The organism is Acidobacteriota bacterium, assembly GCA_012729555.1.
GTDB lineage: Bacteria > Acidobacteriota > UBA6911 > UBA6911 > UBA6911 > UBA6911.
The window spans coordinates 1-24,412 of sequence record JAAYCX010000028.1 but is presented as its reverse complement, the minus strand read 5'-3'; the positions used below and the strand labels follow the sequence as shown (position 1 = coordinate 24,412).

Sequence of the window (24,412 nt, the reverse complement as noted above, 5' to 3'; positions counted from 1 at the left end):
CAGCGACTTTAAAACGGCATCCGACCGGGAGTAAAGCAGATTCGGGCCCTCAGCCGGCGGGTTCCCGGTACCCGGCGGAGCCGATTTGGGCTAGAATACGCCCCATGCAGATCCACGACAGCGTCATAGCCGAGGAGGGCGGGGTCCGAGCGACCTGGGCAGAGGTGCACCTCGGCCGCCTCGGGCGCAACCTCGAAGCCATCCGCAAAGCGGTCGCCCCGGCGAAAATCATGCTGGTGGTGAAGGCCAACGCCTACGGGCACGGGTTGGCGGCGGTGGCGCGGGCGCTCTCCCCCAGGACCGACTGCGTCGGCGTCGCGGTGCTCGAGGAGGGGATCCTGCTGCGCCGGCTGGGGGTGACGGCCCCCATCCTCGTCCTTGGCGGGGTCTGGGGGGACCAGATCGGGAGCTACCTCCGGCACGACCTCACCCTGACGGCGTCGTCGGTGGAGCGCCTCGAGCAGATCGACGCGGTGGCCGGGGCGATGGGGCTCGCGGCGAAGGTGCACCTGAAAATCGACACCGGCATGGAGCGCATCGGCGTCCACCACTACAGCGCCGGGCGGCTGCAGGAGGCGGCGCTCCGGTGCGCGCACGTGCAGGTGGAGGGGATCTTCTCCCACTTCGCCAACTCCGACGCCCCGGACCCGGCCGACGCGCGGCGGCAGCTGCAGCGGTTCCAGGAGGTGCTCCGCTTCTACGAGCGCCGCAGCCTTCCCATGCCGGTGCGCCACATCGCCAATTCCGCGGCGGTGCTGCGCCTCCCCGAGAGCCGCCTGGACATGGTGCGCCCCGGAATCCTGCTCTACGGGGTCTACCCCTCTCCCGAGGTCGAGCGCACGATCGCGGTGGAACCGGCGCTCGCGTGGAAATCGCGCGTAGTCTATTTCAAGGTCGTCCAGCCGGGCCACGGCGTCAGTTACGGGTCCACGTGGCGGCCCGAACAGGCGGCGCGCGTGGTGACCGTCCCGGTCGGGTACGGCGACGGATACTTCCGGAGCATGTCCAACCGGGCCGAAGTCCTTATCCGGGGAGAGCGCCACGTCCAAGTCGGCACCATCTGCATGGACCAGATGATGGTCCACATCGGGCGGGGCTCCGCCTACAACGGCGACGAGGTGGTGCTCCTGGGGGAGTCGGGGGGGGAGCGGATCACGGCCGAAGACCTGGCCCGCTGGGCGGGGACGATCCCCTACGAGATCCTGACCAATATCAACACCCGGGTGCCGCGGGTGTACGTGGACTGAAGGCCGCCCGGCCGCCTCAGTCGGCGTGCAGCCTCACCCAGGCCGCGAACCGCTTCATCCATTTCTGCAGGAACTCCCTGCTTTCGGAGCCCGCGTTCCCTTCCGGGTCGAAGAAGCCGTCGGTGATCCGGATGAAGGCTTCTGGCTGACCCATGGTCCGCACGTTCAGGCACGCGAGGATGTTGCGCAGATGCTGCTGGGCCGCCGCCGTGCCGATCATGCCGAAGGTGGCCCCGATGACGCCCGCGGGCCGGCCGCCCCACACGCTCTTGCCGTAGGGGCGGGACCCGTGGTCGATGGCGTTCTTGAGGACGCCGGGGATCGACCGGTTGTACTCGGGGGTGACGAAGATCAGGCCCTCGGAGGCCTCGATCTCCCCCTTGAACCGCAGCACCGGGGCCGCCTGCCGCTCGTCGTCGTCCTGGTTGTAGAGCGGCAGGTCGCCGATCCCGACCCGCTGCAGGGCCAGGTCCGGAGGCGCCAGCCGGATCAGCGCCTCCGACAGCCGGCGGTTGATCGATTCCCGGCGCAGGCTCCCGACGATGACGGCGATACGGTACGGGTCGCGGCCCATGGTTCCTCCCCTGCGGCGTCTGCGCCGCCTTCGTGGTAATGTCTTCGCCTAGCCGCGCTCCGGGATGATCTCGATCCAGTAGCCGTCCGGGTCTTCGATGAAGTAAATGCCCATCCCGGGGTTTTCGTAGCACACGCACCCCATCTCCTTGTGGCGGGCGAAGGCGGCGGCGTAGTCGTCCGTCTTCAGGGCGAGATGGAATTCGTTGTCCCCCAGGTCATACGGCTCGGTGCGGTCCCGGAGCCATGTCAACTCGATCCGGTGCGGCGTCTCGCCGTCTCCGAGGAATACCAGCTTGAAGCTTTTGTCCTCGGGTTCGTACCGCCTCGTTTCGACCAACCCCAGGGCCTCCGTGTAAAATTGGAGGCTCTTCTCGAGGTCCAGGACGTTGAAGTTGTTGTGATTCAGCGTAAATTTCATCCATTCCTCCCGGGGCGATTATACCCGAAAGCACGGGCGGCCCGCCATCGGTTCCCCCGGCAAAAGGGGCGCGCCGCCCGATGGCGGTTGACGCGCCCGCGGCCCGATAGTAAGATCGCAGCCCACAAGGCATCGTCTGAACCCGGAAACGTCGAGAACCTCATGCGCCAGACCCCCGGCGGCCGTCCGCAAGGAAGACTGCCCTTTTTCGAAAATGTCGGCTTCGCGCTCGGCGACACCGCCTCCAATTTCTTCTTTCAGACCTTCAACATCTTCCTTCTCTACTACTACACCGACGTGTTCGGAATCGACGCCGCCGCCGCCGGGACGATGTTTCTCATCACCCGGCTGTGGGACGCCGTCAACGACCCGATCATGGGCATCATCTGCGACCGCACCCGCACCCGCTGGGGCAAGTACCGCCCCTGGCTGTTCTGGGTGTCCGTCCCCTACGGGATCTTCGGGTACCTGATCTTCGCCAACCCGCCGCTCGAGGGGGCGGCCAAGATCGTTTACGCCTACTTCACCTACTCGATGATGATGATGGCCTACACCGCCATCAACGTCCCCTACTCCTCGCTGATGGGGGTGCTGAGCCCCTCGTCGCACGCACGGACCGTGGCCTCCAACTTCCGGTTCGCCGGCGCCTACGGGGGCGGCCTGCTGATCTCGATGTATGTCCGGGGCCTGGTCGAGCGGCTCGGGGGCGGGGACGAACTGCGCGGGTTCCAGCACACCATGGGGCTGTTCGCCGTGGCGTCGGTCGTTCTCTTCTGGATCACCTTCCTTTCGACGCGCGAACGGGTGCAGCCTCCCGAGGGGCAGCGCCAGGATATCCGGGAGGAACTCGGGGAACTCGTGCGCAACCGCCCCTGGGTCATCCTCTTTTTCGCCGCCCTCTTCTCCACGACCTTCATCGCCGTCCGCGACTCGGTCACCCTTCATTATTTCAAGTACGTGGTCGGGGCGGGGGGGGATCCCGTTTTCCTGGGAATGGACAGGGTCTCGCTCTTCCTGAGCCTGGGCCGGCTCATGATGATGCTCGGGGTGCTCTGCGTCGGTTTCCTGATCCGGAGGGTCGACAAGAAGCCGCTGTCGGCCGCCCTCACCTTCGGCACCGCCGCGTGCTGGTTCGCCTTCTACTTCGTTCCGCCCGGATACTATGGCCTCATGCTGGCCCTGAACGCCGCCGGTTCCTTCATGATGGGCCCGACCTCCGCCCTGGTCTGGTCGATGTACGGCGATGTCGCCGACTACGGCGAGAGCCGCTTCGGCAGGCGTTCCACCGGGCTGATCCACTCCGCCTCCCTCTTCTCCCTGAAGACGGGCACCATGATCGCGGGGTTTCTGGGGGGTCACCTGCTCGCCGGGTTCGGCTTTGTCGCCAACCGGGCGCAATCGGAATCCACCCTCCGGGGGATCCTGCTGATGTTCTCCGTCATCCCCGCCCTTTTCGCCGTCGGCAAGGGGATCGCCCTGCTCCTCTACCCCCTCGACCGCGCAAAGGTGCTGGCCGTCGAGCGGGAATTGGCCGCAAGAAGGGGGAACGCGCGGTATGATTGAAGTCAAACGCCCGAATCCTGATCGGAACAACATGACCGCCAGAACCGAGACCGGAAAGAGGATCGAAAAGCTTCTCGCCGCGATGACGCTGCGGGAAAAGGTCGGACAGATGGTCCAGCTCTCCGATTGCGGCGGGGTCACGGACGGATTGAGGCAACGGCTGCGGGAAGGGAGGATCGGGTCGATGCTCAACGTCGCCGATCCGGAAGCGAGCCGCGAGATCCAGCGGATCGCCCTCGAGGAGAGCCGGCTGGGGATCCCCTTGATCATGGGGCGCGACGTCGTGCACGGGTTCCGCACCCTCTTCCCGATCCCGCTGGGGCTGGCGGCGACCTGGAACCCGCAGCTCGCCCGGGCGTGCGCCCGCGCGGCCGCGCGGGAAGCCTCCCGGGCGGGCTACCACTGGACCTTCGCCCCGATGATGGACATCGCGCGCGACCCGAGGTGGGGCCGGATCGCCGAGAGCTTCGGGGAGGACCCCTGCCTGGCCTCCGACTTCGCCGCGGCCATGGTCCGCGGCTTCCAGGGGAACGACCTCTCCGATCCCGACGCCGTCGCGGCGTGCGCCAAGCATTTCGCCGGGTACGGGGCGGTGGAGGGGGGGCGCGACTACGACACCGTAAGCCTTCCCGAGGGGCTCCTGCGCGACGTCCACCTCCCGCCGTTCAGGGCCGCCGTCGACGCCGGCGTCGCCACGGTGATGACGGCGTTCAACGAACTCAACGGGGTGCCCGCGACCGGCAGCGCGCACCTGCTCCGCAGGATCCTGCGCGAGGAGTGGGGATTCGGCGGCTTCGTGGTCAGCGACTGGCAGGCACCGGCGGAAATGATCGAGCACGGGTTCTGCACCGACCTCGGCGACGCGGCCCGGAAGGCGCTCCTGGCGGGGGTTGACATGGAAATGCAGAGCACGGCCTACGCCGACCACCTCGAGGAACTGGTGACCTCGGGGGAGGTGCCGCCCGGGCTCGTCGACGAGGCGGCCCGCCGCATCCTGGAGGTCAAGTTCCGGCTCGGCCTGTTCGACGGGAGGCGCCCCTGTGCAGCGGGACCCGACCCGAAACCGGAACCGGCGCACCTGGAACTGGCCCGGCAGGCGGCGCGCGAAAGCGTCGTCCTGCTCAAAAACCGCGGCCGCCTCCTCCCGTTGTCCCGCGGGGTGCGGTCGCTGGCCGTGATCGGCCCCCTGGCCGACGATCCCTACGAAGTCCTGGGGACATGGAACCGGGACGGCCGCACGGAGGAGACCGTAACCCCCCTCGAGGCGCTCCGGGAGTTTCTCGGGGGGAAGACGCGGATCCACGCGGTCGCGGGGCTCGACTACACGCGCAGCCGCTACACCAGCCAGTTCGAGGCGGCGCTCGATGCGGCTCGGCAATCGGACGTCGTGCTCTTTTTCGGCGGCGAGGAGGCCATCCTCTCCGGGGAAGCGCACAGCCGCGCGCGACTCGACCTGCCGGGGGCCCAGGACGCGCTCATCGCCGAAATCGCCCGCTCGGGCAGACCCCTCGTCCTCGTCATCCTCGCCGGAAGGCCCCTGACCATCGGGAGCGCGGCCGAAAAGGCGGACGCGGTGCTCTACGCCTGGCACCCCGGCACCATGTGCGGACCCGCCCTGGTCGACCTGATCTTCGGGACCGAATCCCCCTCGGGGAAGCTGCCGGTCACCTTCCCGTCGACCGAGGGGCAGATCCCGATCTACTACGCGCACAAGAACACCGGCCGGCCCCCGGACAAACAGCCGCTCACCCTGATCGACGACATCCCGCTGCGCGCGCGGCAGAGTTCGCTCGGCGACTGCGCGCGCTACCTCGACGCCGGCTACCGGCCGCTCTACCCCTTCGGTTACGGCTTGTCCTACACCGAGTTCGGCTATTTCAACCTGGAGATCTCCTCAACGAAGATCCGGGCGGGGGAGAGGCTGCTGGTTTCCGTGGAAGTGGCCAACATCGGCGCGGTCGAGGCCGAGGAGGTGGTCCAGCTCTACATCCGCGACACCGTGGCGAGCCTCACCCGCCCGGTCAGGGAACTGAAGGGGTTCAAGCGCGTCCGCCTCCGGCCGCAGGAATCCCGGACCGTCATCTTCGACCTGTCGGTCGACGTCCTCGGGTTTCACGACGCCGGCATGGACTACGTGGTGGAGCCGGGGACCTTCCACCTCTGGATCGGCGGCGACTCCGAGGCGACCCTGATGGGCGCATTCGAGGTCATCGCCTGATTTCGCCGTACTCCCCGGCCCGGGAGAAAATATTGCGTTTTAAGGGTTTGCCAAAAAGCCCTTTACTTTTGGGCTCCCAGGCCGTTTAATTCCCCTTCCCGTGCGTCCCAGGGCGTGCGCCCCCCGCCAGGAAACGAGTGCGCCTCGCGGCGCAGCGGCTTGTTCATCTATCAATGACGGTGATTATGCGCGTTGCACTGTTTGTACCCTGCCTTTCCGAACATTTATACCCCAAGGCGGCACTGGACATGGTCAAGGTCCTGCGCCACGTCGGGGCGGAGATCGAATACGTCGAGGGCCAGACCTGCTGCGGCCAGCCGGCCTTCAATTCCGGCTACCGCAAGGACATCATCCCCGTAGCCGAACGCTTCATCGAGATGTTCAGCGACAAGGACGCCATCGTGGCCCCCAGCGGATCCTGCGTGGCGATGGTGCGCAAGTTCTATTTCGACCTCGACATCCGGCCCGCTCTCGTCGAGGCCCGCAAGAGGCTGGCCGGTCGCATCTTCGAGTTCACCGAATATCTCGTGGACGTGATGGGGAGGGACGCGCTGGGGGGATCCTTCCCCCACACCGTCACCTACCACGACTCCTGCCACCTCAACCGCGAACTGGGCATCAACGCCCAGCCGCGCAAGCTGATCCGGGGCATCCCTGACATCGACTTCGTGGAGATGGGGATGCCCGATCTGTGCTGCGGGTTCGGCGGGACTTTCTCCTATAAATTTTCCGAATTATCGGTCGCCATGGTGGCGCGCAAATGCCGCTTGATCGAGGCCAGCGGGGCGGAGTACTGCATCGGGGCCGACTCGAGCTGCCTGATGAACATCGAGGGGTACCTGCGCAAGCACGGGATGAAGGCGAAAACCCTGCACATTGCCGAACTGCTGGCGGAAAGTCTGGGGCTGTAATGGAACTGCGGGCATCAGAGACAAAACGGTACATCAAGAAGGCGCTCAAGGACGACGCCGTTCGCGACGCGGTCGACAAGGCGACGCAGACGGCGCTCGCGAAGCGGGCCGAAAAGGTCGCGATCAACCCCTTCTGGGAAGAGCTGCGGAAGCTGGGGCACGCGGCGAAGCGCGCGGTCGTGGAACGCCTGGACGAAAACCTCGCCCGGTTCGAGACCGAATGCCGCAACAACGGGATGACGGTCCACTGGGCGCGCGACGCGGCCGAGGCGCGCTCCATCGTGCTCGGGATCGCGCGCGAGAACAACGTCCGCACGGTGGTCAAATCCAAGAGCCTGACCACCGAGGAGATCCACCTCAACAAGTTCCTGATCGACGAGGGGATCGAGACGCTCGAAACCGACCTGGGGGAGTATATCGTCCAGCTCCTCGACCAGATCCCCTCGCACCTGACGGCGCCCGCGCTGCACCTGACGCGCAAGGACGTCGGCCGCGTCTTCCACGAAAAGCTCGGGGTGGAATACACCGAGGTTCCGACGGAGCTCCTGGCGATCGCGCGGGCCAAGCTGAGGGAGAAGTTCCTCGCCGCCGACATGGGCATCTCGGGGGTCAATTTCGGGGTCGTCGACTCCGGCTGCTGCGTCGTCGTGGAAAACGAATGCAACGCGCGCCTGAGCGTCGGCGTGCCCAGGGTCCACGTCGCCGTGATGGGGATCGAAAAACTGGTGCCGTCCTTCGAACTCCTCCCGGTATTTCTCAAGCTCCTGCCTGTGAGCGCCACGGGCCAGAAACAGACCGTGTACGTCAACGTCGTCGGCGGGCCCCAGCGCTCCAAAAGCGGGGAGGGCCCGGAGCAGGTGCACGTCGTCCTGCTCGACAACGGCCGTTCGAAGATCCTGGCCGACCCGCAGCTGCGCGAGACCCTTTTCTGCATCCGCTGCGGCGCCTGCCTGAACACCTGCCCGATCTACCAGCAGGTCGGCGGCCACGCTTACGGCTGGGTCTACATGGGCCCGATCGGCGCGACCCTCATCCCGCAATACCTCGGCACGCACGAGGGGCGGTACGCCCCCTTCACCTCCAGCCTCTGTGGCGCCTGCCGCCAGATCTGCCCCATGTCGATCGACATCCCCCACCACCTGCTCAAGCTGCGCAACCGGGTGGTCGAGGCGGGCGAATCGATGAAGGTGGAGCGCGCCGGCATCGCGGTCTGGGCCTTCCTCGCGAAGCATCCGCTCATGTACCGGCTGGCGACATGGTTCCCCGGGAGATTCCAGAAGCTTCTCAAGGGATCGTTCCCGGCGCCCGGCTACTCCGCGGAGCGCGCATTGGGGCGCTTTGACGACAAGGGGTTCCGGAAACGGTTCCTGGAACTCGAAAAGAACTCCCGATAACAACCGCCTGACCTGATTAGGAACAAGACATGGATGCACGGCAGCAGATACTCGATTCCATCCGCCGGGCGCTCGAAACGCCCTCCCACCTTCCCGACGAAGCGGCGCCCGAAACGCTCTCCGAAGCCACCGCCATACCCGAACTCGGCCTCGAGGAGAAGATCCGTCTCTTCCGGGATGAAATGAAAGCGGTGTCGGGGGAATACATCGAGGCCGCCTCGGCGGCCGAAGCGGCGGAAAAGATCGCCGCCCTCGTGCGCGAGGCCCCGGCCGCGGAAGCCTCCGTCTCCTCCGGTCCCCTCGTCGACGCGGTCTCGGCCGCGCTCTCCGCCGGTGGGATACGCCTGGTGAAGCCCGAAACCCTGGAGGGGGACGCCCGCAAGAACGCCGTCGCGAAGATCCTGGTCGGAATCGTGGAGGCCCCCTGCGCCGTGGCCGACACCGCCACGCTTGCCATCCCCCTCGACGGGCGCAGCATGCAGGCCTATTTCCTGCCGGAGATCGTCATCGCGCTGGTTTCCGCGAAATCACTGGTCGCCAACCACTTCGAGCTTTTCAAGCGAATGCCGCCCGAGGAGCGGAAGAACCTCCTGCTGATCACGGGCCCCAGCCGCACCGCCGATATCGAGAAGATCCTCATCCTCGGCGCGCACGGACCCCGGCGCCTGGTCGCCTGCCTCATGAGGGACTGACCGAAACGCCGCAGGGGGGCGCCGTTCAGTCGACCAGCCTGACCGGGACCGGTTTCCGGTTGAAGGCCTGGAACTCGTAGGTGGCCCCCGCCACGATCCCCGATCGCGCATCGTCCCGGGTCAGGCCCGCCACCCCCGCGAGGTCCCAGCGCACGGCCCCGGTCCGGAACTGCACTCCTGCCCGGGCCTGCGATCTGTTTTCGTTGCCGATCCTTCCCCCCGGCCCCTGCCGGCCGTTGACCTCCGCCACCAGTTTCACGTTGCGATGCAGGGGGACGAGGACCCCGACGCCGTACGTCAACGGGTCGGCCTGCCTTCCGGCGGCGACGGGGGATCCCAGGATGGCGAACCCGACCTCGCCCAGCACCTCGGCCCGGGCGAAGCCCTTTTTGAAGAGGAGGCTGGAGTAAAACCGCATTTCATCGTTCCCCAGCCCGCTCTTCTGGTTTGTATTGGGGAGTTCGACCGCGAACTTGAAGGCGACGGCCGGCCTCCGCCCCTTCTCGCGCACCATCCGGAGTTTCGTCCCCAGCCTCAGGTTCCCGAAGGCGCTCGTGGACTCCCCGGAAAATCCGGGGGCCACCACCGGTTCGGACCGGCCGGTCACCGACAGGACCTCCTGGAGCACTCCCGACAGCTGGAACTCCGCGTACTCCCCCACCCCCACCTGCACGGCCGCCACCCCCAGGCGCGACAGGTCCCCCTCGAGCCCGGAGAGGGTGTAGCGCTGTCGCTGCAGGAACTCGATCCCGACCTGGGCCCGGACCCGCCCCGTAGCCAGGATTTCCGCGTCGTCGGTCGCCAGCGGCCGCTGCTGGCCCCACACCACCGCCGGAAAGATCAAACAGGCGACCCACACCGTCCAGAACCGCTTCCGCACACCGCCCTCCCGAAGCCTCAAGATTTGCCCGCCGACGTTAACGGCCCCCGCGGCCCGGAAACGTCGCCGCCGGCCCCGGAGATCCGGTGCTGCAGGATGGCCAGGGCCGCCACGGCCGCCGTCTCCGCGCGCAGGATCCGCGTTCCCAGCCCGCGCACCTCGAACCCCGCCGCGCGCGCCGCCTCCGTCTCCCGGTCGGCCCACCCCCCCTCGGGCCCGACGCAGAGGAGAACGCCCGCCGCGGGGAGCGCCGGATCGGGGTTCCAGACCTCGGCGGCCTTTTCGTGGAAGAGGACGCACCCGCGCCCGCGCACGCCATCCGAATCGAGCAACCGGTCGAAATCGATCGGGGGGTGGATCCGGGGAGCGTCCATCCGCCCGCACTGGCGCGACGCTTCCCGGGCGATGCGGTCCCAGCGGCCGAGGCGGTCCCCGATCTTATCGCCGGGAATCCGGACGTCGCCAAAGCGCGTCTTCAGGGGAAGGACCTCGCCTACCCCCAGTTCGGTCGCCTTCTCGATCATCCATTCAAATCTGGCCGGTTTGATGAGCGCGGCCGCCAGGATTACCGGGACCCCCGATTCCTGAGCCGCCAGCGGTCTCAGCCCGCACACCAGGACGCGGAAACCGCCGAACGTCACCTCCCCCGCCCATCCCCGCCCGGTGCCGTCGAAGATCTCGACCGTTTCGCCCGCGCCGAGCCGCAGCACGTCGCGCAGGTGGTGCGCCTGCTCCTCCGGCAGAACGGCCGACGGACCGGTTATCGATTCCGGGGGAACGTAAAAGCGCCTGCGGGCCATGAGGCTCTATCCGAAAATATCCTTGACCTTGTCGAAGATATTCCGCTCCTGTACGAGTTCGTCGTCCTTGCTGGCCTTGGCGAGAGATTCGAACAGCTGGCGCTGCTCCCTCGTCAGCTTGGTGGGGATCACCACGCTGACCGTCACGAACTGGTCGCCGCGCCCCCGCTCCCCGAGGCTGACCACACCCTTGTTGCGCAACCGGAACACCGAGCCGCTCTGGGTCCCCTCGGGGATCCGGACCTTCTCCTCCCCCTCGAGCGTCGGGACGGTGATATCGGCCCCCAGGACCGCCTGGGTGACGCCGATGGGAACCTGGCAGTAGATATTGTTCCCCTGCCGCTGGAAAAACGGGTGCTCCTCCACGTAGATCACCACGTAGAGATCTCCGGGGGGTCCGTTGTGCACCCCCGCCTCCCCTTCGCCCTGGATGCGGAGCCGGGCGCCGTTGTCCACCCCTGCGGGGATCCGGACCTCGAGCACCTTCTCCCTGCGGACCCGTCCGCGCCCCTGGCACTCGGGGCAGGGTTCGGTCACGATCTGCCCGGCGCCGTTGCACTGGTTGCACGTCCGGCTGATGGAAAAGAATCCCTGCTGGTAGCGCACCTGGCCGGTACCGTGGCAGGTGGGGCACTTGACCGGCGTCTTGCCCTTGGGCGTTCCGCGGCCGTCGCACTCGCCGCAGGTGTCCTGGCGTGGGATCTTGATCCGGGTCTTGAGGCCGAAGGCGGCTTCACGGAAAGAGATCTTCAGGTCGTAGCGCAGGTCGGCCCCCCGCTCGGGCCCGCCCCGGCGGCGCCCCCCGAAGATGTCCCCGAACCCGAAAAATTCCCCGAGGATGTCCCCGAAATCGCCGAAGGTGGTGGGGTCGAACCCGCTGAACCCCCCCTGGAGCCCGCTGTGCCCGTAGCGGTCGTAGCGCGCGCGCTTGTCGGGGTCGCAGAGGATGCTGTAGGCCTCGGCCGCCTCCTTGAACTTCTCCTCGGCCCCCTTGTCGTTCGGGTTCTTGTCCGGGTGATACTTCAGCGCCAGGCGCCGGTAGGCGCTCTTGATCTCCTGGTCCGAAGCGTCCCGCGAAACCCCCAGGACCTCATAGCAGTCTCTTTTGTCGTTCAATGCTCCGTCCCCGCCTTCCCTAGGTATGTTCCATATCGTCAAGCGCCGCCTTCATCAGGTTCCGCATGCCGGTTTCGGGCTTTTCCGTCCCGCCGGGGTCGCCCCCCTGCCCCTCTCCGGGGCTCGACATCACGGCCTCGGACAGCCGGGATGCGCCCGCTTCGACCAGGTCCAGGAGCTCGCCCAGCGTCTCCGCGTCTCCGTCCTCGGGGCCGAGTTCCCTGGCCCTGCGGAGCGCCTCGTTTAACATTTTCTGGTCCGCCGCGTCAAGCAGGCTCCCCAGGGCCAGGTAGCTCCTGACCAGCACGGCCGCCCGGGCCTGGATGCGGTTGCGCAGTTCGGTCAACTCCCGGCTCTTCCGGTCGTTTTCCCCGAACTCCCTGGCTTCGGCCACCATCCGGTCGATCTCGTCCTTGCCCAGGCCGGTCGAGGGGGTGATCCGGACAGCCTGCTCCCTGCCCGAAAGGAGGTCGCGGGCGGAAACCGAGAGGATCCCGTTGGCATCCATGTCAAAGGCCACCTCGACCTGGGGCACCCCCCGGGGGGCCGGCTGTATCCCCACCAGTTCGAACTTCCCGAGCGACCGGTTGTGCCGGGCCAGGTCCCGCTCCCCCTGGACGACGTGAACCTCCACCACGGTCTGGTGGTCCGCCACGGTGGTGAAGATGTTCTTCTTCCTGAGCGGGATCGTCGAATTGTGCTCGATGACGCGGGTGAACAGCCCCCCCTGCGTCTCGACCCCCAGTGAGAGCGGCACCACGTCCAGGAGCACGATATCCCTGAGATCCCCCCGCAGCACCCCCCCCTGGAGCGCGGCCCCTACCGCCACGACCTCGTCCGGGTTGACCTCGAGCGAGGGGGGCTGCCCGAAAACCGCCTCGACATGGCGCTGGACGGCCGGGGTGCGGGTCTGCCCCCCGACCAGGATCACCTTGCCGATATCCGCCGGAGTCAACCCGGCGTCCTCCATGGCCTTATGGCAGAACCCGGTGGTCCTCTCGATCAGCGGCGCCGCCAGCCTTTCAAACTCCTCGCGCTCCAGCGTCCGGTCCAGGTGCCGGGGCCCCGCCGGGCCGGAGGCGATGAACGGAAGGCTGATTCGGGCCCGCGGCTCGAAGGAGAGCTCGCATTTGGCCTTTTCCGCCGACTCCTTCAGCCTCTGACGCGCCAGGATGTCGGCGGAGAGATCGATCCCGGTTTCGGCCCGAAACCCGGCAACCATCCAGTCGACTATGGCCCGGTCGATATCCTCCCCTCCCAGGAAACTGTCCCCGCAGGTCGAGACGACTTCGAAAACCCCCTGGTGCAGTTCCAGGATGGAGATGTCGAACGTCCCGCCCCCCAGATCATAGATGGCGATCCGCTCCCGCTCGCTCTTCCCCAGCCCGTAGGCCAGGGCCGCGGCGGTCGGTTCGTTGATGATCCGGCGGATTTCCAGGCCCGCGATCCGGCCCGCGTCCTTGGTGGCCTGCCGCTGGGAATCGTCGAAGTAGGCGGGGACCGTCACGATCGCTTCCGTGACCGGCTCCCCCAGGTGATTCTCGGCCAGGAGTTTCAGGTGCTGCAGGAGCATGGCCGAAATCTCCGGGGGGCTGTACTCCCGGTCGCGGACCGAAATCCGGACGTCCCCGTTGTCGGAGGGGACGATGGCGTAGGTCAGAAAGGACGCAATCTTCTGGATTTCGTCGGAGTCGTACCGCCTCCCCATCAGCCGCTTCACCGCCGAGATCGTGTTCGCGGCGTTGGTGACCGCCTGGCGCTTGGCCACCTGGCCGAGGACCCTCTCGCCGTTCGCGGCGAAAGCCACGATCGACGGGGTCGTCCTCCCCCCGAGGTCGCTGGGCACGATCTCGACCGAAGAGCCGTCCAGGACGGCCACGCACGAATTCGTGGTGCCCAGATCTATGCCGATGATCCTGCTCATGGGTTTGCGGGGTCTTCCGTCGGCGGCGTGGCCGCCACGATCACCTGGGCCGGCCGGAGAAGCTTGTCCCTGAACAGGTACCCCTTGAGGAGTTCGGTGATCACGGTCCCCTCCGGGTACTGGGCGGTCTCCTGCCGCGAAAGGGCCTCGTGCAGGTGCGGGTCGAACGGCTTCCCTTCGGCCTCCAGGGGCACGGCGCCCGCCCGGCCCAGGGTATCCAGCAGCTGCCGGTAGAGCAGTTCGACCCCTTCCCGGTACTGATCGAGGCCGTCACCCGTCCCCGACGCGAACGCCTTCAGCGCCCTCTCGCAGGCATCGGCGACCGGCAGGAACTCGATCAGGATGGTGCTTTGGGCCAGCGACCGGGCTTCGGTTCTTTCCCGGTCCATCCGCTTCCGGTAGTTTTCCAGGTCCGCCGCCTTGCGCAGGAAGCGGTCCTGCCACTCGGCCGCCTCCTTCCTGGCATTTTCGAGGTCCGCCTCGAGCTGCGCCTCGGGATCGGAGGGGACCACCGCTTCGACCGGCTCCCCCTTTCCGTCCATCCCGGCGGCCTGCGCTTGAATTTCAGCGGTTTCCGGATTGTCTTTCAGCGTCATGATTTGGTTCCTGTCTCAAGCACCCGTCCGAACATGCGGGCGACATAGTCCACCAGCGAAATGGCGCGTGCGTACTCCATCCGGGTGGGGCCGAGGATCCCCAGCGACCCGTGCGTTTTCCCGTCGACGGCATAGCGCGAGGTGATCAGGGTGCAGTCCTCGATTCCGGGGAGGGCGTTCTCGGCTCCTATGGTGATGCGGACCTCCTGGGTGTCCCCCTCGATACAGCGGGAAAGCAAGTCCGCCAGCCGGCTTTTCTGTTCGATGGTTTCAAACAGCAGCTTCATCCTGCTGATATCGGAAAATTCCGGCGTGTTGATCAGGTTTGAAGCCCCGTCGAGGTACACCTCCGCGTCGGGCACTCCCCCCGTTTCGGAAAACGCCTTTGTGCTCAGGGTGATGACCTGCTGCATGAAGGTGTCGTAGATCGCCCGCTCGTGCTGAATCATCTTGAGGATCCGGCTCCGGATCTCGCTCAGGGTCCGGTCCTTGAAATGATCGGTGATGTAGCGGGCAGCCTGGTCCAGTTCGTTCTGGCCGATCTCCTCCGTGCAGTGGATGATCCGGTTCTGGACGATGCCCGACCGCGACACCAGGATGACGAGGATCCTCTTATCCGCAAGTTTAGTGAAATGAATGTGTTCCAACGCCACCCGGCTGATCGGCGGCGAAACGACGATCCCCACGTTCTTCGACACCCGGGAAAGCACCTGGCTGGCGCGCACCATCAGGTGCTCGGCGTTGTCATCGAGGCGCAGGTCCCGTTCCACAATGGCCTGATCCTGAAGAGATAAATCCTTTCTCTCCAACAAATAATCGACATAGAACCGGTAGGCCTTATCCGTGGGCACCCGGCCCGCCGAGGCGTGCGGCTGCTGCAGGTATCCCATCTCCTCCAGGTCGGCCATGATATTGCGCACGGTGGCGGGGCTGAGCTGCTCCCGGCTGTGTCGCGCCACCGCGCGCGACCCCACCGGCCGGCCGGTCACGGTAAAAGAGGCGATCACCCAGTTGAGGATCTCGCGAACCCTTTCATTAATAAGATATTCTCTGGCATCCGTCATGACCGCCGACCATCCGGAAAAACTTCTGGGGGACACCATTCGCCTTTCGGGCAAATCATTGTCCGCAAAGATTATAGTATCGCTGGAGTCAAAGTCAAACGGAGGGACGGGATAAAGCTTCCGGCGGCCCGGCGGCCGGGGGCGGAATCCGGCCGCCGGGGAGGCCTTCGTCCCCGGCGGCCGGTGGAGAAACTACGGTTTGGTGATGCTGGTGTAATAGGGGGCCGGTTCGGAACGCGGCAGGACGCGCATGAACTTGAGGACCACCGGACTCCCGCTCCGCATCGCCTTGACGGTGTTGAACAGGTCATCCTTGTCCTTCACGCTCCTCCCGTTGGCGGCGACGATCACGTCCACCACCTCCCCCTCCTCGGTCCTCGTGGGCCCGATCAGGCCCGCTTCGTCAGCCAGGCTCCCCTGCTTGACGGAGGTGACCAGGACTCCGCCCGTGATGTTGAGCGTCTTGGCGATCGTGGGGGGAACATTGTCGAATTCGAGCCCGATTTCGGTGCGCGGGGGTTCCTCGCTCTCCTCAAAGCTGTAGCGCCGCTCCGCCAGGGTTTCCCGGCTCCGTTCCGCCAGGACGATCTCCAGTTCCTTCTCCACGCCGTTGCGCACCACCTTCATTTTGGCCATCCGCCCCGGAACGGTGTTGGTCACCGCCATCAGGAAATCCTGGTTGTCCCGGATCTTGTTGCCGTCGAACTCGATGACCACGTCCTCCGGTTTCACCCCCGCCTTGGCCGCCGGGCCTTCAGTCGAGGGATTCCCCTTCTCGTCGATCAGCTGGGTGATCAGAACCCCGCTCCCCTGCTTCACCTTGAAGAATTCGGCCATGGCCGGGGTGAAGGGGAGGGAGTTCATGCTGACGCCGATCCAGCCGCGGGAGACCTTCCCCGTTTCCAGGACCTGGTTGTACACCCTGACGAACAGCTGGGAGGGGACCGCGAACCCGATCCCGGCATTGGACCCGGTCGGGGTGGAGATGAAACTGTTGATCCCGATCACCTCGGCGTTCATGTTCACCAGGGGCCCGCCGCTGTTGCCGCGGTTGATGGCGGCGTCGGTCTGCAGGTACTCGTTGAACACGGAGTAATCCGAGGGACCGTCCCCCTCCTTGAAGGTGCGACCGGTCGTCGAGATGATCCCGGCCGTCACCGTCTGCTCCAGGCCGAAGGGACTGCCGATGGCGAGAACCCAGTCCCCGACCTTCATCGCCTTGGAATTGCCGACTTTGGCGTAGGGGAACGGCTTGCTGCCGCTGATCTTGATCACCGCGATGTCCGATATCGGGTCGGCACCGATCATCCTGGCGCTGTATTCACTCCCGCCTGCCAGGTTCACCTTGATTTTGGTCGCCCCTTCCACCACGTGATTGTTGGTGATGATGTAGCCCTGGGGGTCGACGATGACGCCGGAGCCGAGGCTGCGCACCGTCTGCTGTTCCGGCATCTGGGGAACCCCGCCGAAAAAGCGCTCGAAGAAATCGAACATGGGGTCGCCGGGGGCGGGCTGGGGCATCTGCCGCCCGCGGCGCGAAATGACCTCCTCGGTGTTGATGTTCACGACCGCGGACTCGACGCGGTTGGAGACCTCCTCGAAGGCCTTGGACAGGTTGAGGACCGACTCCCCCGCCACCGGCTTCCCCTCCTGCATCTCGAGCCGGCTGTCCCCGGGCCCCGTGGCATCCACCCGGTCGGTGATCAGGCTGCCGATCCCGATGCCGAGGCCCAGAACTCCCAGAACCATGACAACGCCGAGCATCCGCCTGCCGCCGGGAAATCCCCTTTTCGGCTGTTCGCTCATACCCTTTCCTCCTTGAATGCCATAAATAAGACCGCTCCTGCCCTTCATTTTACGCCATTCGGCCGATTCCGTTGCAAAAACCGCCTACGGTCTTCTGACGACCTCGATCCTCCGCTGCGGAAGGGCGATCTTCTGCAGCACCCGCTCCTCGTCCAGCCACAGGTCGATGAGCAGCTGCCCGGAATCGAGCTTCAGGTGACGCAGCCGCTTCTCTTTTCTTCCGATTTCGGTGGTGTCCAACCCGGCGTCGCGGATGACGACGGTCCCGTTGTCCAGTTCCTGGGGGATCACCACGTCGAGGGCCTGCGCCTCCCCGTCATCGAAATCGAAGAGGCGGCCGACGAAGGCGAAGTGGTGGAAGACGTTGGCGTCCAGGACGGCGTAGTATTCGTCGAGCATCAGCCCGCTCCTGCGCGGGGCTCCCTCGATCAGGTACTGAAAATCGGCCTGGCCGGGGGAGAAGGTCCCCTCCAGCCGCCCTTTCCGGTCTCCGGCCGAAGTCTCGACCCGGTAGGAGCGCGGCATGTAATGAGGGTCCATCTCCAGCCGCGTCTCGACCCTCACGCGCCCCCCCTCGCTGCCGGAATTCCGGAGGGTCCCGGTGGAAACGCTGACGATTCCGTCGGGGCGGACCTCGATGGAATATTTTTCCCGCCCGATCTCCTCCCCGTCGATCCGGATCTCGAATTCCCCCTCCTCCCGGGACGGCCCCGCACCGCGGGCGCACGTGGGGAGCAGGACGAAAAGAACCAGAGCCAGTGCCCGGCACGCCGACTTCCGTTCGAAGCCCCAGGGAATAAGAAAAGCCATGTTCTTATTATACGCGGATGGCGCTCCCATCCAAGCCCCGCATCAGGGCCTTGCCGGCGTGCACCCGCGGGCGGCGAACCCCTTCCGCCAGGCCCCGATCCCCCCGCCGCCGCGCCAGGCGTCGAGCGCGGCTAAGCCTGCTTCCTCCGTCCCCTGCGACAGCGCGTATTCCACCCAGGCCCAGCGGGTCGAACCGGGGCGGACGTCGGCCTTCCCCTTGAGCCCGGCACGGATGGCCCGCAGCCTGCGGTCCAGCACCCGGAGATCCTCGAAGGGGGCGCCGTCGAGCGGGGTGTGCTTCTTGGCCACGAAGGGGGATACGCTCAGGGACAGGGGAAGGACCCGGGCGAGTTCGCCGCAGAGGCGGATCAGCTCCCCGATGTCGTCGTCGGTCTCCCCGGGGAACCCGATCATCATGTAGAGCCTGAGGCGCTCGATCCCCGCCCCGCGGGCCAGTTCCGCCGCCCGGAGGAGGTGGCTTTCGTCGATGTTGCGGCCGGCCAGGTCCCGCATCCGCTGCGAAGCCCCGTCGGACGCCGTCGTCAGCGTCCGGTACCCCCCGCGCGCCAGCAGCCCGACCAGTTCCGGGTCGAGGCGGTCGGCCCGCAGGCTGGAAACGCCGACCTCCCGGCCGCTGTCGACGATCCGCCGGATCAGGGGCCTGATTTCGGGGTGGTCGGTGACGGCGGCCCCCACCAGCCCGACGCGCCGGGCGGCTTCCGGGATCTTCGCCCACACCCGGTCGGCGGGGACCACCCGCATCCCACCCCCCGCGCCGCACCGCATCACGCAGTAGCGGCAGGTGCGGGAGCAGCCGCGCTCCGGCTCGACCAGGAACATCGACCGGAGGACGGCGTTCGGGGTGAGGATCTGGGAGGAAGCGGGAAGGCGGGCGTCGTCCACCCTGCCTGGAGGGCCGAAACCGGGGGAAACCCCAGGGACGTGAAAACCGGGCCGCCCCGAAAGGTACTCGAGCGTCTGTTCCCGGTTCATGGCCGCGGCCGCGTCGAGCAGGTCGTGGATCGTCTCCTCCCCTTCCCCCAGCGCGATCAGGTCGGCGAAGGGGGCCAGGATCGCAGGGTTGGAGCGGGTGAGCGGGCCCCCGGCGACGACGAGGGGGTGGCGTGCGCCCCGTTCCCCGCGCCTGAGCGGGATGCCGCACAGGTCCAGCATCTCGAACAGGCCGGTGATCTCGAGTTCCCAGGCGATGGAAAAGGCGACGACGGCGTATTCCGAAAGGGGCCGCTCCCCCTCGTAGGTGAACACCGGCAGGCGGTTTTTCCGGTACTCCGCCGGCCGGTCGGGGAGGAACGCCCGCTCCGCCGCGGCGCCGCGGTGGAGATGGATCTCCCGGTAGATGGCCTGGAATCCCAGGGAACTCATGGCCACCTCGTAGGAAGCGGGATGGCACAGCGCCACCCGGAGGGCCGCGGGACTGCGGAGCACCCCCTCCTCTTTTGCGACCCGCCGCCTGATTTCAGATAGGGCTTCCCAGGAATTCATGAACGCTCACGAAAATTCAGACGCCGCGCGGGACGCCGGGCCAGATGATCTTGTGCAGCTGCAGCCCCAGCCGGACCTCGAGCCCGCACCCGAGCACCCAGCCGGCCAGCCGGTCCAGCGGCAGGAGGCCGTAAACGGGCGAAAGATGCACCGCGGAAACCCGCGCCGTGAGGTCGTATTCCCGGATCCGGGCGCACGCCCAGTCGAAATCGGGGCGGTCCCCCACGACGAACTTCACCTCGTCCCGCATGGTCAGGCAGCCGACGTTGCCGTAGTCGTTGTGCCCCGTCATGCCGCTCGAAGGGCATTTGAAATCCACGATCTTGTGGACCCGGGGGTCCACGCCGGAGAGGGGAACCTGCCCCCCGGTCTCGAGCAGCACGCTGCAGCCGCGATCGAGCAGCGCCCCCAGCAGCTCGTGGATCCCGGGTTGGAGCATCGGCTCCCCCCCGGTCACCAGCACCAGGCGCGTGGGATATTCCCCGACCGCCTCGACGATCTCCGGGATCGTCATCTCCATTCCCGCCTCGAAGGCGTATTCGGTGTCGCAGTAGGAGCAGCGGAGGTTGCACCCCGTCAGCCGGATGAAGGCGCAGGGACGGCCCGCATGACTCGATTCCCCCTGGATGCTGTAGAAGAACTCGTTGACCCTCATCGCTTCCCCCCTTCGGCGACCCCCTGCTTGACGGGCCCCTTCTTGAGAGGCCCCTTCTTGACGGGCCCCTTCTTGACGGGCCTCCGCCGGGAGGGGGTCTCCCGTCCGGTGCCCAGCACCGACCGCAGGGCGAGACCGGTGGCGGAATCCTCCACCCGGGCCACCTCCTCCGGGGTCCCGGCGGCCACCACCCGCCCCCCCCGCTCCCCCCCCTCGGGACCGAGATCGATGATGAGGTCGGCCGTCTTCATGACTTCCAGGTTGTGTTCGATGATGATCACGCTGTTTCCCAGGTCGACCAGGCTGTTCAGGATCTCGAGCAGCTTGTGGACGTCGTGGAAATGGAGCCCCGTCGTCGGCTCGTCCAGGATGTAGAGCGTCCGCCCCGTCGCCCGCCGGCCGAGCTCCCGGGCCAGTTTGACCCTCTGGGCTTCCCCCCCCGACAGGGTGGTGGAAGACTGTCCCAGTTGCACGTAGCCGAGCCCCACGTCGTCGAGCGCCTTCAGCTTCTGCGCGATCGCCGGTATGTTTTCCAGGACCGGCAGCGCCTCGCTGATGTTCATCCCCAGCAGGTCGGCGATCGAATACCCCTTGTACTTCACCGCCAGGGTTTCGCGGTTGTACCGTTTCCCCTGGCAGGCGTCGCACAGCACGTGCACATCGGGGAGGAAGTTCATTTCGATCCGCCGCTGCCCGTCCCCCTGGCACTCCTCGCAGCGCCCCCCCTTGACGTTGAAGCTGAAGCGCCCCGGGCCGTAGCCCCGGACGCGGGATTCGGGGAGAAGGGCGTACAGGTCCCTCAGGGGGGTGAACAGCCCGGTATAGGTCGCGGGGTTCGACCGGGGGGTCCGCCCGATGGGGGACTGGTCGATCTCGATCACCTTGTCCAGGTGCTCCATCCCCGCGATCCCGTCGTGGGCCCCGGGGGTGCAGAGCGCGCGGTGCAGCCGGCGCGCCAGGGCGTTGTAGAGCACGTCCCCCACGAGGGAACTCTTCCCCGAGCCCGAAACCCCCGTCACGCAGATGAAGAGCCCGAGCGGGAATTCCACGGTCAGGTCCCGGAGATTGTTGTGCCGGGCCCCCTGGACCACCAGGCGTTTGCCGTTCCCCCGCCTCCGGACCGCAGGGACCGGGATGCTGCGCTCCCCCGAAAGGTAGGCGCCAGTGATCGAATCGGGGCACCGGGTCAGGTCCCCGACGCTCCCCTCCGCCACCAGGTAACCGCCGAGGCGCCCGCCCCCCGGCCCCAGGTCGATGATGTGGTCCGCGGCGCGCATGGTCTCCTCGTCGTGCTCCACGACCAGGATCGTGTTCCCCATGTCCCGCAGGCCGGCGAGCGTGTCGAGCAACCTCCGGTTGTCCCGCGGGTGCAGCCCGATCGAGGGCTCGTCCAGCACGTAGAGGACCCCCCGGAGTTTGGACCCGATCTGGGTCGCCAGCCGGATGCGCTGCCCCTCCCCCCCGGAGAGCGAAGCCGCGGAGCGGTCGAGCGAGAGATACCCGACCCCGACGTTGAGCAGAAACTCCAGCCGGTCGAGGATCTCCTTCAATACCTGCCCGGCGACCTGTTCCTCCCGCGGCGAAAGGGTGACGGCGGCGAAGGCGTCCCTCGCCCCCTCGAGCGAAAGCCGGGCGTAATCGGAGATCGCGAGGCCGTTGATTTTGACCGCCCGGCTCTCGGGCCGCAGGCGCGCCCCCCCGCAGGCGGGGCAGTCTTCGGCGCGGAAGAGGCGGTCGAGCTCCTCCCGGGTTCCGGGGCTCTGGTTCTCCCCGAGCAGGTCCTCAAGCCATGGCCCGATCCCCCGCCGCCCCTCCCCCCCGTGGAAATAGGCGTCGCGCGCCGCCTTCGGCAATTTCCCGAACGGGGTCGACGGGTCGATCCCGCGCCTCCGGGCGAGACCGAGGAGGGTGTCCTTCAGGTGCTCCGCGATCCGGGCGTTGCCGACCGGAAATGCCATTTCCGCGAGCGGGAGGCCCGGGTCCGGGACGAGGCTCTCCGGGTTGAAGACCTGCCGCGTCCCCATGCCGCCGCATTCGGGGCAGGCGCCGTGGCGCGAGTTGAAGGAAAAGGAGCGGGGCTCCAGGGTCGCCACGCTGACGCCGCAGTCAAGGCACGCCTGGCGCTCGGAAAAGAGGCGCTCCCCGAGTTCGAGCGCCTCGACCGTCACCAGCCCCTCGGCAAGTTCGAGCGCCTTGCGCACCGAGGACTCCAGCCTTCCACCGAGGCCGGGCTTGACGACGACCCGGTCGACGACCACCTCGATCGTGTGGTTGCGGGTCCTGGCCAGGGGGATCGCCTCCTCGAGGTCGTGCATCCGCCCGTCCACCCGCACCCGCACGTACCCCTTCTTGAGGTATCTCTCGAACAGCTGCCGGAATTCCCCCTTCCTGTCCCGCACCACCGGGGCCATCACCACCACCCGCGTCCCCTCAGGGTATTCCAGGATCTGCTGCACGATCCGGTCGGCCGTCTGCGCCGCGATCGGCTTGCCGCACCGGGGGCAGTGGGGGCGCCCGACGGAGGCGAACAGCAGCCGGGCGTAGTCGTAAATCTCGGTGATGGTCCCGACCGTGGAGCGGGGGCTGCGGCTGGTGGTCTTCTGCTCGATGCTGATCGCGGGGGAGAGCCCCTCGGCGCTGTCCAGCTCCGGCTTTTCCATCCGCTCCAGGAACTGCCGCGCGTAGGTCGAGAGCGATTCGATGTAGCGCCGCTGCCCCTCCGCGTAGATGGTGTCGAAGGCCAGGCTCGATTTGCCCGACCCGGACAGGCCGGTGACGACCGTGAGCCTGTGCCTCGGGATTTCGAGGCTGAGGTTGCGGAGGTTATGCTGGCGCGCGCCGCGTATGACGATCTTTTCTAGCATGCATCGCCCAAATGGATCATTGTACGGCCGGAACCCGGCGGGCTCAAGGCTTCCTTCGGCGCCCGAATTGACTCACATTAAATGTTACCCAAAATGGACTTAAAAGGGATCGTTGACTCATATTTCATGTTACCGGGGATTGGACCCCGAGGAAGCTGGAATTATGAGTCCACGAACCAAACTCGAATATCTCGAAACCGTACTTAAACGCTACCGGCGTTGCGACAGAATTGGCAAGAGCCACATCCTGGATGAGCTCTGTGCCAATTGCGGATTTCATCGAAAGCATGCGATCCGTTTGCTGCGAAAGTTAAAGCGCCGCCGACGAGTTCAACTCGGTCACCGGGGCCCCAAGCCGGTTTATAACACGGATGAAATCCTCCAGCCGCTCAAGAAGATTTGGCTTGCGGCCAATCTCCCGTGCTCGAAACGATTGAAGGCCATCCTGCCTCTTTGGCTCCCCGGCTACGAGCATCGGTATGGCTCGCTACTTCCGGATAATCTGAAGCTGCTACAGCGCATTTCTGCCGCCACCATCGACCGGTTGCTGAAGCCCATTCGTGTTCGTCACACACGACACTGCACAACCAAACCAGGAACCCTGCTTCGTAACCAAATCCCCATCGCCACCGAGCAATGGAACCAGAGCAAACCTGGTTTTCTTGAGGCAGACACCGTCGCTCACTGTGGTGAATCCATGGCTGGCCAATTCGCCTATACCATTGATTGTGTTGATATTGCCACCGGATGGAGCGAGCAACGTGCCGTTTGGGGCCGAGGCGAAACCGATGTCTTGATGCAGATCCGCCACATCGAACAATCTCTTCCATTCCCCCTGCTTGGATTCGACTGCGACAACGGATCCGAGTTTCTCAACCACCACCTCCTGCGCCATTTCCGTGATCGCTCCAAGCCGGTTCTTTTCACCCGCAGCCGTGCTTACCACAAAGATGACAACGCCCACATTGAGCAGAAAAACTGGACCCACGTGCGACAGTGGCTCGGCTATGATCGTTTCGATAATCCTCGGGTCGTTTCTTTGCTCAATGACCTCTACTGCAACGAATGGCGTCTATTCCAAAACTTCTTCTGTCCCTCTGTTAAACTCCTGGACAAAAAAAGGGTGGGTTCCAAAACCATCAAGATTCACGATAGCCCTAAAACTCCATACCAACGAGTGCTCGAATCCTCTCATGTCTCTCAGGAGATCAAAACGGATCTTGCAACCAGATTTGTCTCACTGAACCCATTCACACTCAGAGAATTCATCGAGAGAAAGCTTAAAAATATCTTCCAATCCTGCTATAAGCAGACCATATGTGGTCAACGATCCACTGAGGCCCGCTTCGGTAACATTTAATTATGAGTCAACGGG

At 66.0% G+C, this 24,412-nt stretch carries 19 protein-coding genes and 1 pseudogene; 7 read left to right on the top strand and 13 right to left on the bottom strand.

Annotation, left to right across the window (positions count from 1 at the left end; translation table 11 throughout):
- Window positions 1-104 precede the first annotated feature (104 nt).
- Window positions 105-1,247: an alanine racemase gene (alr, locus tag GXY47_06940; GenBank protein ID NLV30878.1), complete on the top strand. Its 1,143-nt coding sequence runs from the start codon at window positions 105-107 to the stop codon at window positions 1,245-1,247.
- A 16-nt stretch (window positions 1,248-1,263) separates the two neighbouring features.
- Here the strand turns inward: alr and GXY47_06935 are convergent, their stop codons facing one another.
- Window positions 1,264-1,821 (bottom strand): NAD(P)H-dependent oxidoreductase, encoded by a 558-nt coding sequence (locus GXY47_06935; protein NLV30877.1) that lies wholly within the window; start codon window positions 1,819-1,821, stop codon window positions 1,264-1,266.
- A 48-nt stretch (window positions 1,822-1,869) separates the two neighbouring features.
- On the bottom strand, window positions 1,870-2,241 hold the full coding sequence (locus GXY47_06930) for a lactoylglutathione lyase (protein NLV30876.1): 372 nt from the start codon (window positions 2,239-2,241) through the stop codon (window positions 1,870-1,872).
- Between the two features lie 162 nt (window positions 2,242-2,403).
- Between GXY47_06930 and GXY47_06925 the strand changes: the two genes are divergently transcribed.
- The 5 genes from GXY47_06925 (at window position 2,404) to GXY47_06905 (ending at window position 9,019) form a co-directional block, all read left to right on the top strand.
- A complete protein-coding gene (locus GXY47_06925; protein ID NLV30875.1) occupies window positions 2,404-3,804 on the top strand; it encodes an MFS transporter in 1,401 nt (466 codons plus the stop codon).
- A 31-nt stretch (window positions 3,805-3,835) separates the two neighbouring features.
- The gene (bglX, locus tag GXY47_06920; GenBank protein NLV30874.1) at window positions 3,836-6,022 is read left to right on the top strand and encodes a beta-glucosidase BglX; all 2,187 of its coding nucleotides are present in this window, start codon (window positions 3,836-3,838) and stop codon (window positions 6,020-6,022) included.
- A gap of 185 nt (window positions 6,023-6,207) precedes the next feature.
- Window positions 6,208-6,933 carry a (Fe-S)-binding protein gene (locus GXY47_06915; GenBank protein ID NLV30873.1) on the top strand — a complete coding sequence of 242 codons (726 nt, stop codon included), beginning with the start codon at window positions 6,208-6,210 and terminating at the stop codon, window positions 6,931-6,933.
- The gene (locus GXY47_06910) at window positions 6,933-8,327 is read left to right on the top strand and encodes an iron-sulfur cluster-binding protein (GenBank protein NLV30872.1); all 1,395 of its coding nucleotides are present in this window, start codon (window positions 6,933-6,935) and stop codon (window positions 8,325-8,327) included. Before GXY47_06915 ends, GXY47_06910 begins: the two co-directional genes overlap by 1 nt.
- A 29-nt stretch (window positions 8,328-8,356) precedes the next feature.
- Window positions 8,357-9,019, top strand: coding sequence for an LUD domain-containing protein (locus tag GXY47_06905; protein ID NLV30871.1), 663 nt, complete (start codon window positions 8,357-8,359; stop codon window positions 9,017-9,019).
- 25 nt (window positions 9,020-9,044) lie between these two features.
- Here GXY47_06905 and GXY47_06900 read toward each other — a convergent pair whose 3' ends face one another.
- The 11 genes from GXY47_06900 to uvrA all read right to left on the bottom strand — a co-directional run bounded on the left by GXY47_06900 (window position 9,045) and on the right by uvrA (window position 23,037).
- Window positions 9,045-9,899, bottom strand: coding sequence for a hypothetical protein (locus tag GXY47_06900; protein NLV30870.1), 855 nt, complete (start codon window positions 9,897-9,899; stop codon window positions 9,045-9,047).
- A 17-nt stretch (window positions 9,900-9,916) separates the two neighbouring features.
- Window positions 9,917-10,699, bottom strand: coding sequence for a 16S rRNA (uracil(1498)-N(3))-methyltransferase (locus GXY47_06895; protein NLV30869.1), 783 nt, complete (start codon window positions 10,697-10,699; stop codon window positions 9,917-9,919).
- A gap of 6 nt (window positions 10,700-10,705) precedes the next feature.
- Entirely contained in the window at window positions 10,706-11,815 is a 1,110-nt protein-coding gene (gene dnaJ / locus GXY47_06890) for a molecular chaperone DnaJ (protein NLV30868.1), read from the bottom strand.
- Window positions 11,816-11,834: 19 nt separating this feature from the next.
- Window positions 11,835-13,739 (bottom strand): molecular chaperone DnaK, encoded by a 1,905-nt coding sequence (gene dnaK, locus GXY47_06885; protein NLV30867.1) that lies wholly within the window; start codon window positions 13,737-13,739, stop codon window positions 11,835-11,837.
- On the bottom strand, window positions 13,736-14,335 hold the full coding sequence (locus tag GXY47_06880) for a nucleotide exchange factor GrpE (GenBank protein ID NLV30866.1): 600 nt from the start codon (window positions 14,333-14,335) through the stop codon (window positions 13,736-13,738). The genes dnaK and GXY47_06880 overlap by 4 nt, the downstream gene beginning before the upstream one ends.
- Complete coding sequence (gene hrcA, locus GXY47_06875) at window positions 14,332-15,399, bottom strand: heat-inducible transcription repressor HrcA (GenBank protein NLV30865.1); 1,068 nt, start codon at window positions 15,397-15,399, stop codon at window positions 14,332-14,334. Before hrcA ends, GXY47_06880 begins: the two co-directional genes overlap by 4 nt.
- 192 nt (window positions 15,400-15,591) lie before the next feature.
- Window positions 15,592-17,205, bottom strand: coding sequence for a PDZ domain-containing protein (locus GXY47_06870; GenBank protein ID NLV30864.1), 1,614 nt, complete (start codon window positions 17,203-17,205; stop codon window positions 15,592-15,594).
- Between the two features lie 84 nt (window positions 17,206-17,289).
- Complete coding sequence (locus GXY47_06865) at window positions 17,290-18,015, bottom strand: hypothetical protein (protein NLV30863.1); 726 nt, start codon at window positions 18,013-18,015, stop codon at window positions 17,290-17,292.
- A gap of 42 nt (window positions 18,016-18,057) precedes the next feature.
- Window positions 18,058-19,518 (bottom strand): radical SAM protein, encoded by a 1,461-nt coding sequence (locus GXY47_06860; protein ID NLV30862.1) that lies wholly within the window; start codon window positions 19,516-19,518, stop codon window positions 18,058-18,060.
- 16 nt (window positions 19,519-19,534) lie between these two features.
- On the bottom strand, window positions 19,535-20,173 hold the full coding sequence (locus tag GXY47_06855) for a radical SAM protein (GenBank protein ID NLV30861.1): 639 nt from the start codon (window positions 20,171-20,173) through the stop codon (window positions 19,535-19,537).
- Entirely contained in the window at window positions 20,170-23,037 is a 2,868-nt protein-coding gene (gene uvrA, locus GXY47_06850; protein ID NLV30860.1) for an excinuclease ABC subunit UvrA, read from the bottom strand. The genes GXY47_06855 and uvrA overlap by 4 nt, the downstream gene beginning before the upstream one ends.
- Before the next feature lie 163 nt (window positions 23,038-23,200).
- Here uvrA and GXY47_06845 point away from each other — a divergent pair.
- A pseudogene (locus GXY47_06845) lies at window positions 23,201-24,334 on the top strand (transposase family protein).
- The last annotated feature ends 78 nt before the right edge of the window (window positions 24,335-24,412 follow it).

What these genes read in the sequence shown, in the direction of transcription:
- alr (NLV30878.1), top strand. Translation starts at nt 105, where the DNA reads ATGCAGATCCACGACAGCGTCATAGCCGAGGAGGGCGGGGTCCGAGCG.
- GXY47_06870 (NLV30864.1), bottom strand. Translation starts at nt 17,205, where the DNA reads ATGAGCGAACAGCCGAAAAGGGGATTTCCCGGCGGCAGGCGGATGCTC.
- GXY47_06910 (NLV30872.1), top strand. Translation starts at nt 6,933, where the DNA reads ATGGAACTGCGGGCATCAGAGACAAAACGGTACATCAAGAAGGCGCTC.
- GXY47_06880 (NLV30866.1), bottom strand. Translation starts at nt 14,335, where the DNA reads ATGACGCTGAAAGACAATCCGGAAACCGCTGAAATTCAAGCGCAGGCC.
- GXY47_06930 (NLV30876.1), bottom strand. Translation starts at nt 2,241, where the DNA reads ATGAAATTTACGCTGAATCACAACAACTTCAACGTCCTGGACCTCGAG.
- uvrA (NLV30860.1), bottom strand. Translation starts at nt 23,037, where the DNA reads ATGCTAGAAAAGATCGTCATACGCGGCGCGCGCCAGCATAACCTCCGC.
- GXY47_06895 (NLV30869.1), bottom strand. Translation starts at nt 10,699, where the DNA reads ATGGCCCGCAGGCGCTTTTACGTTCCCCCGGAATCGATAACCGGTCCG.
- bglX (NLV30874.1), top strand. Translation starts at nt 3,836, where the DNA reads ATGACCGCCAGAACCGAGACCGGAAAGAGGATCGAAAAGCTTCTCGCC.
- GXY47_06865 (NLV30863.1), bottom strand. Translation starts at nt 18,015, where the DNA reads ATGGCTTTTCTTATTCCCTGGGGCTTCGAACGGAAGTCGGCGTGCCGG.
- GXY47_06935 (NLV30877.1), bottom strand. Translation starts at nt 1,821, where the DNA reads ATGGGCCGCGACCCGTACCGTATCGCCGTCATCGTCGGGAGCCTGCGC.
- GXY47_06905 (NLV30871.1), top strand. Translation starts at nt 8,357, where the DNA reads ATGGATGCACGGCAGCAGATACTCGATTCCATCCGCCGGGCGCTCGAA.
- dnaK (NLV30867.1), bottom strand. Translation starts at nt 13,739, where the DNA reads ATGAGCAGGATCATCGGCATAGATCTGGGCACCACGAATTCGTGCGTG.
- GXY47_06860 (NLV30862.1), bottom strand. Translation starts at nt 19,518, where the DNA reads ATGAATTCCTGGGAAGCCCTATCTGAAATCAGGCGGCGGGTCGCAAAA.
- GXY47_06915 (NLV30873.1), top strand. Translation starts at nt 6,208, where the DNA reads ATGCGCGTTGCACTGTTTGTACCCTGCCTTTCCGAACATTTATACCCC.
- GXY47_06925 (NLV30875.1), top strand. Translation starts at nt 2,404, where the DNA reads ATGCGCCAGACCCCCGGCGGCCGTCCGCAAGGAAGACTGCCCTTTTTC.
- GXY47_06855 (NLV30861.1), bottom strand. Translation starts at nt 20,173, where the DNA reads ATGAGGGTCAACGAGTTCTTCTACAGCATCCAGGGGGAATCGAGTCAT.
- hrcA (NLV30865.1), bottom strand. Translation starts at nt 15,399, where the DNA reads ATGACGGATGCCAGAGAATATCTTATTAATGAAAGGGTTCGCGAGATC.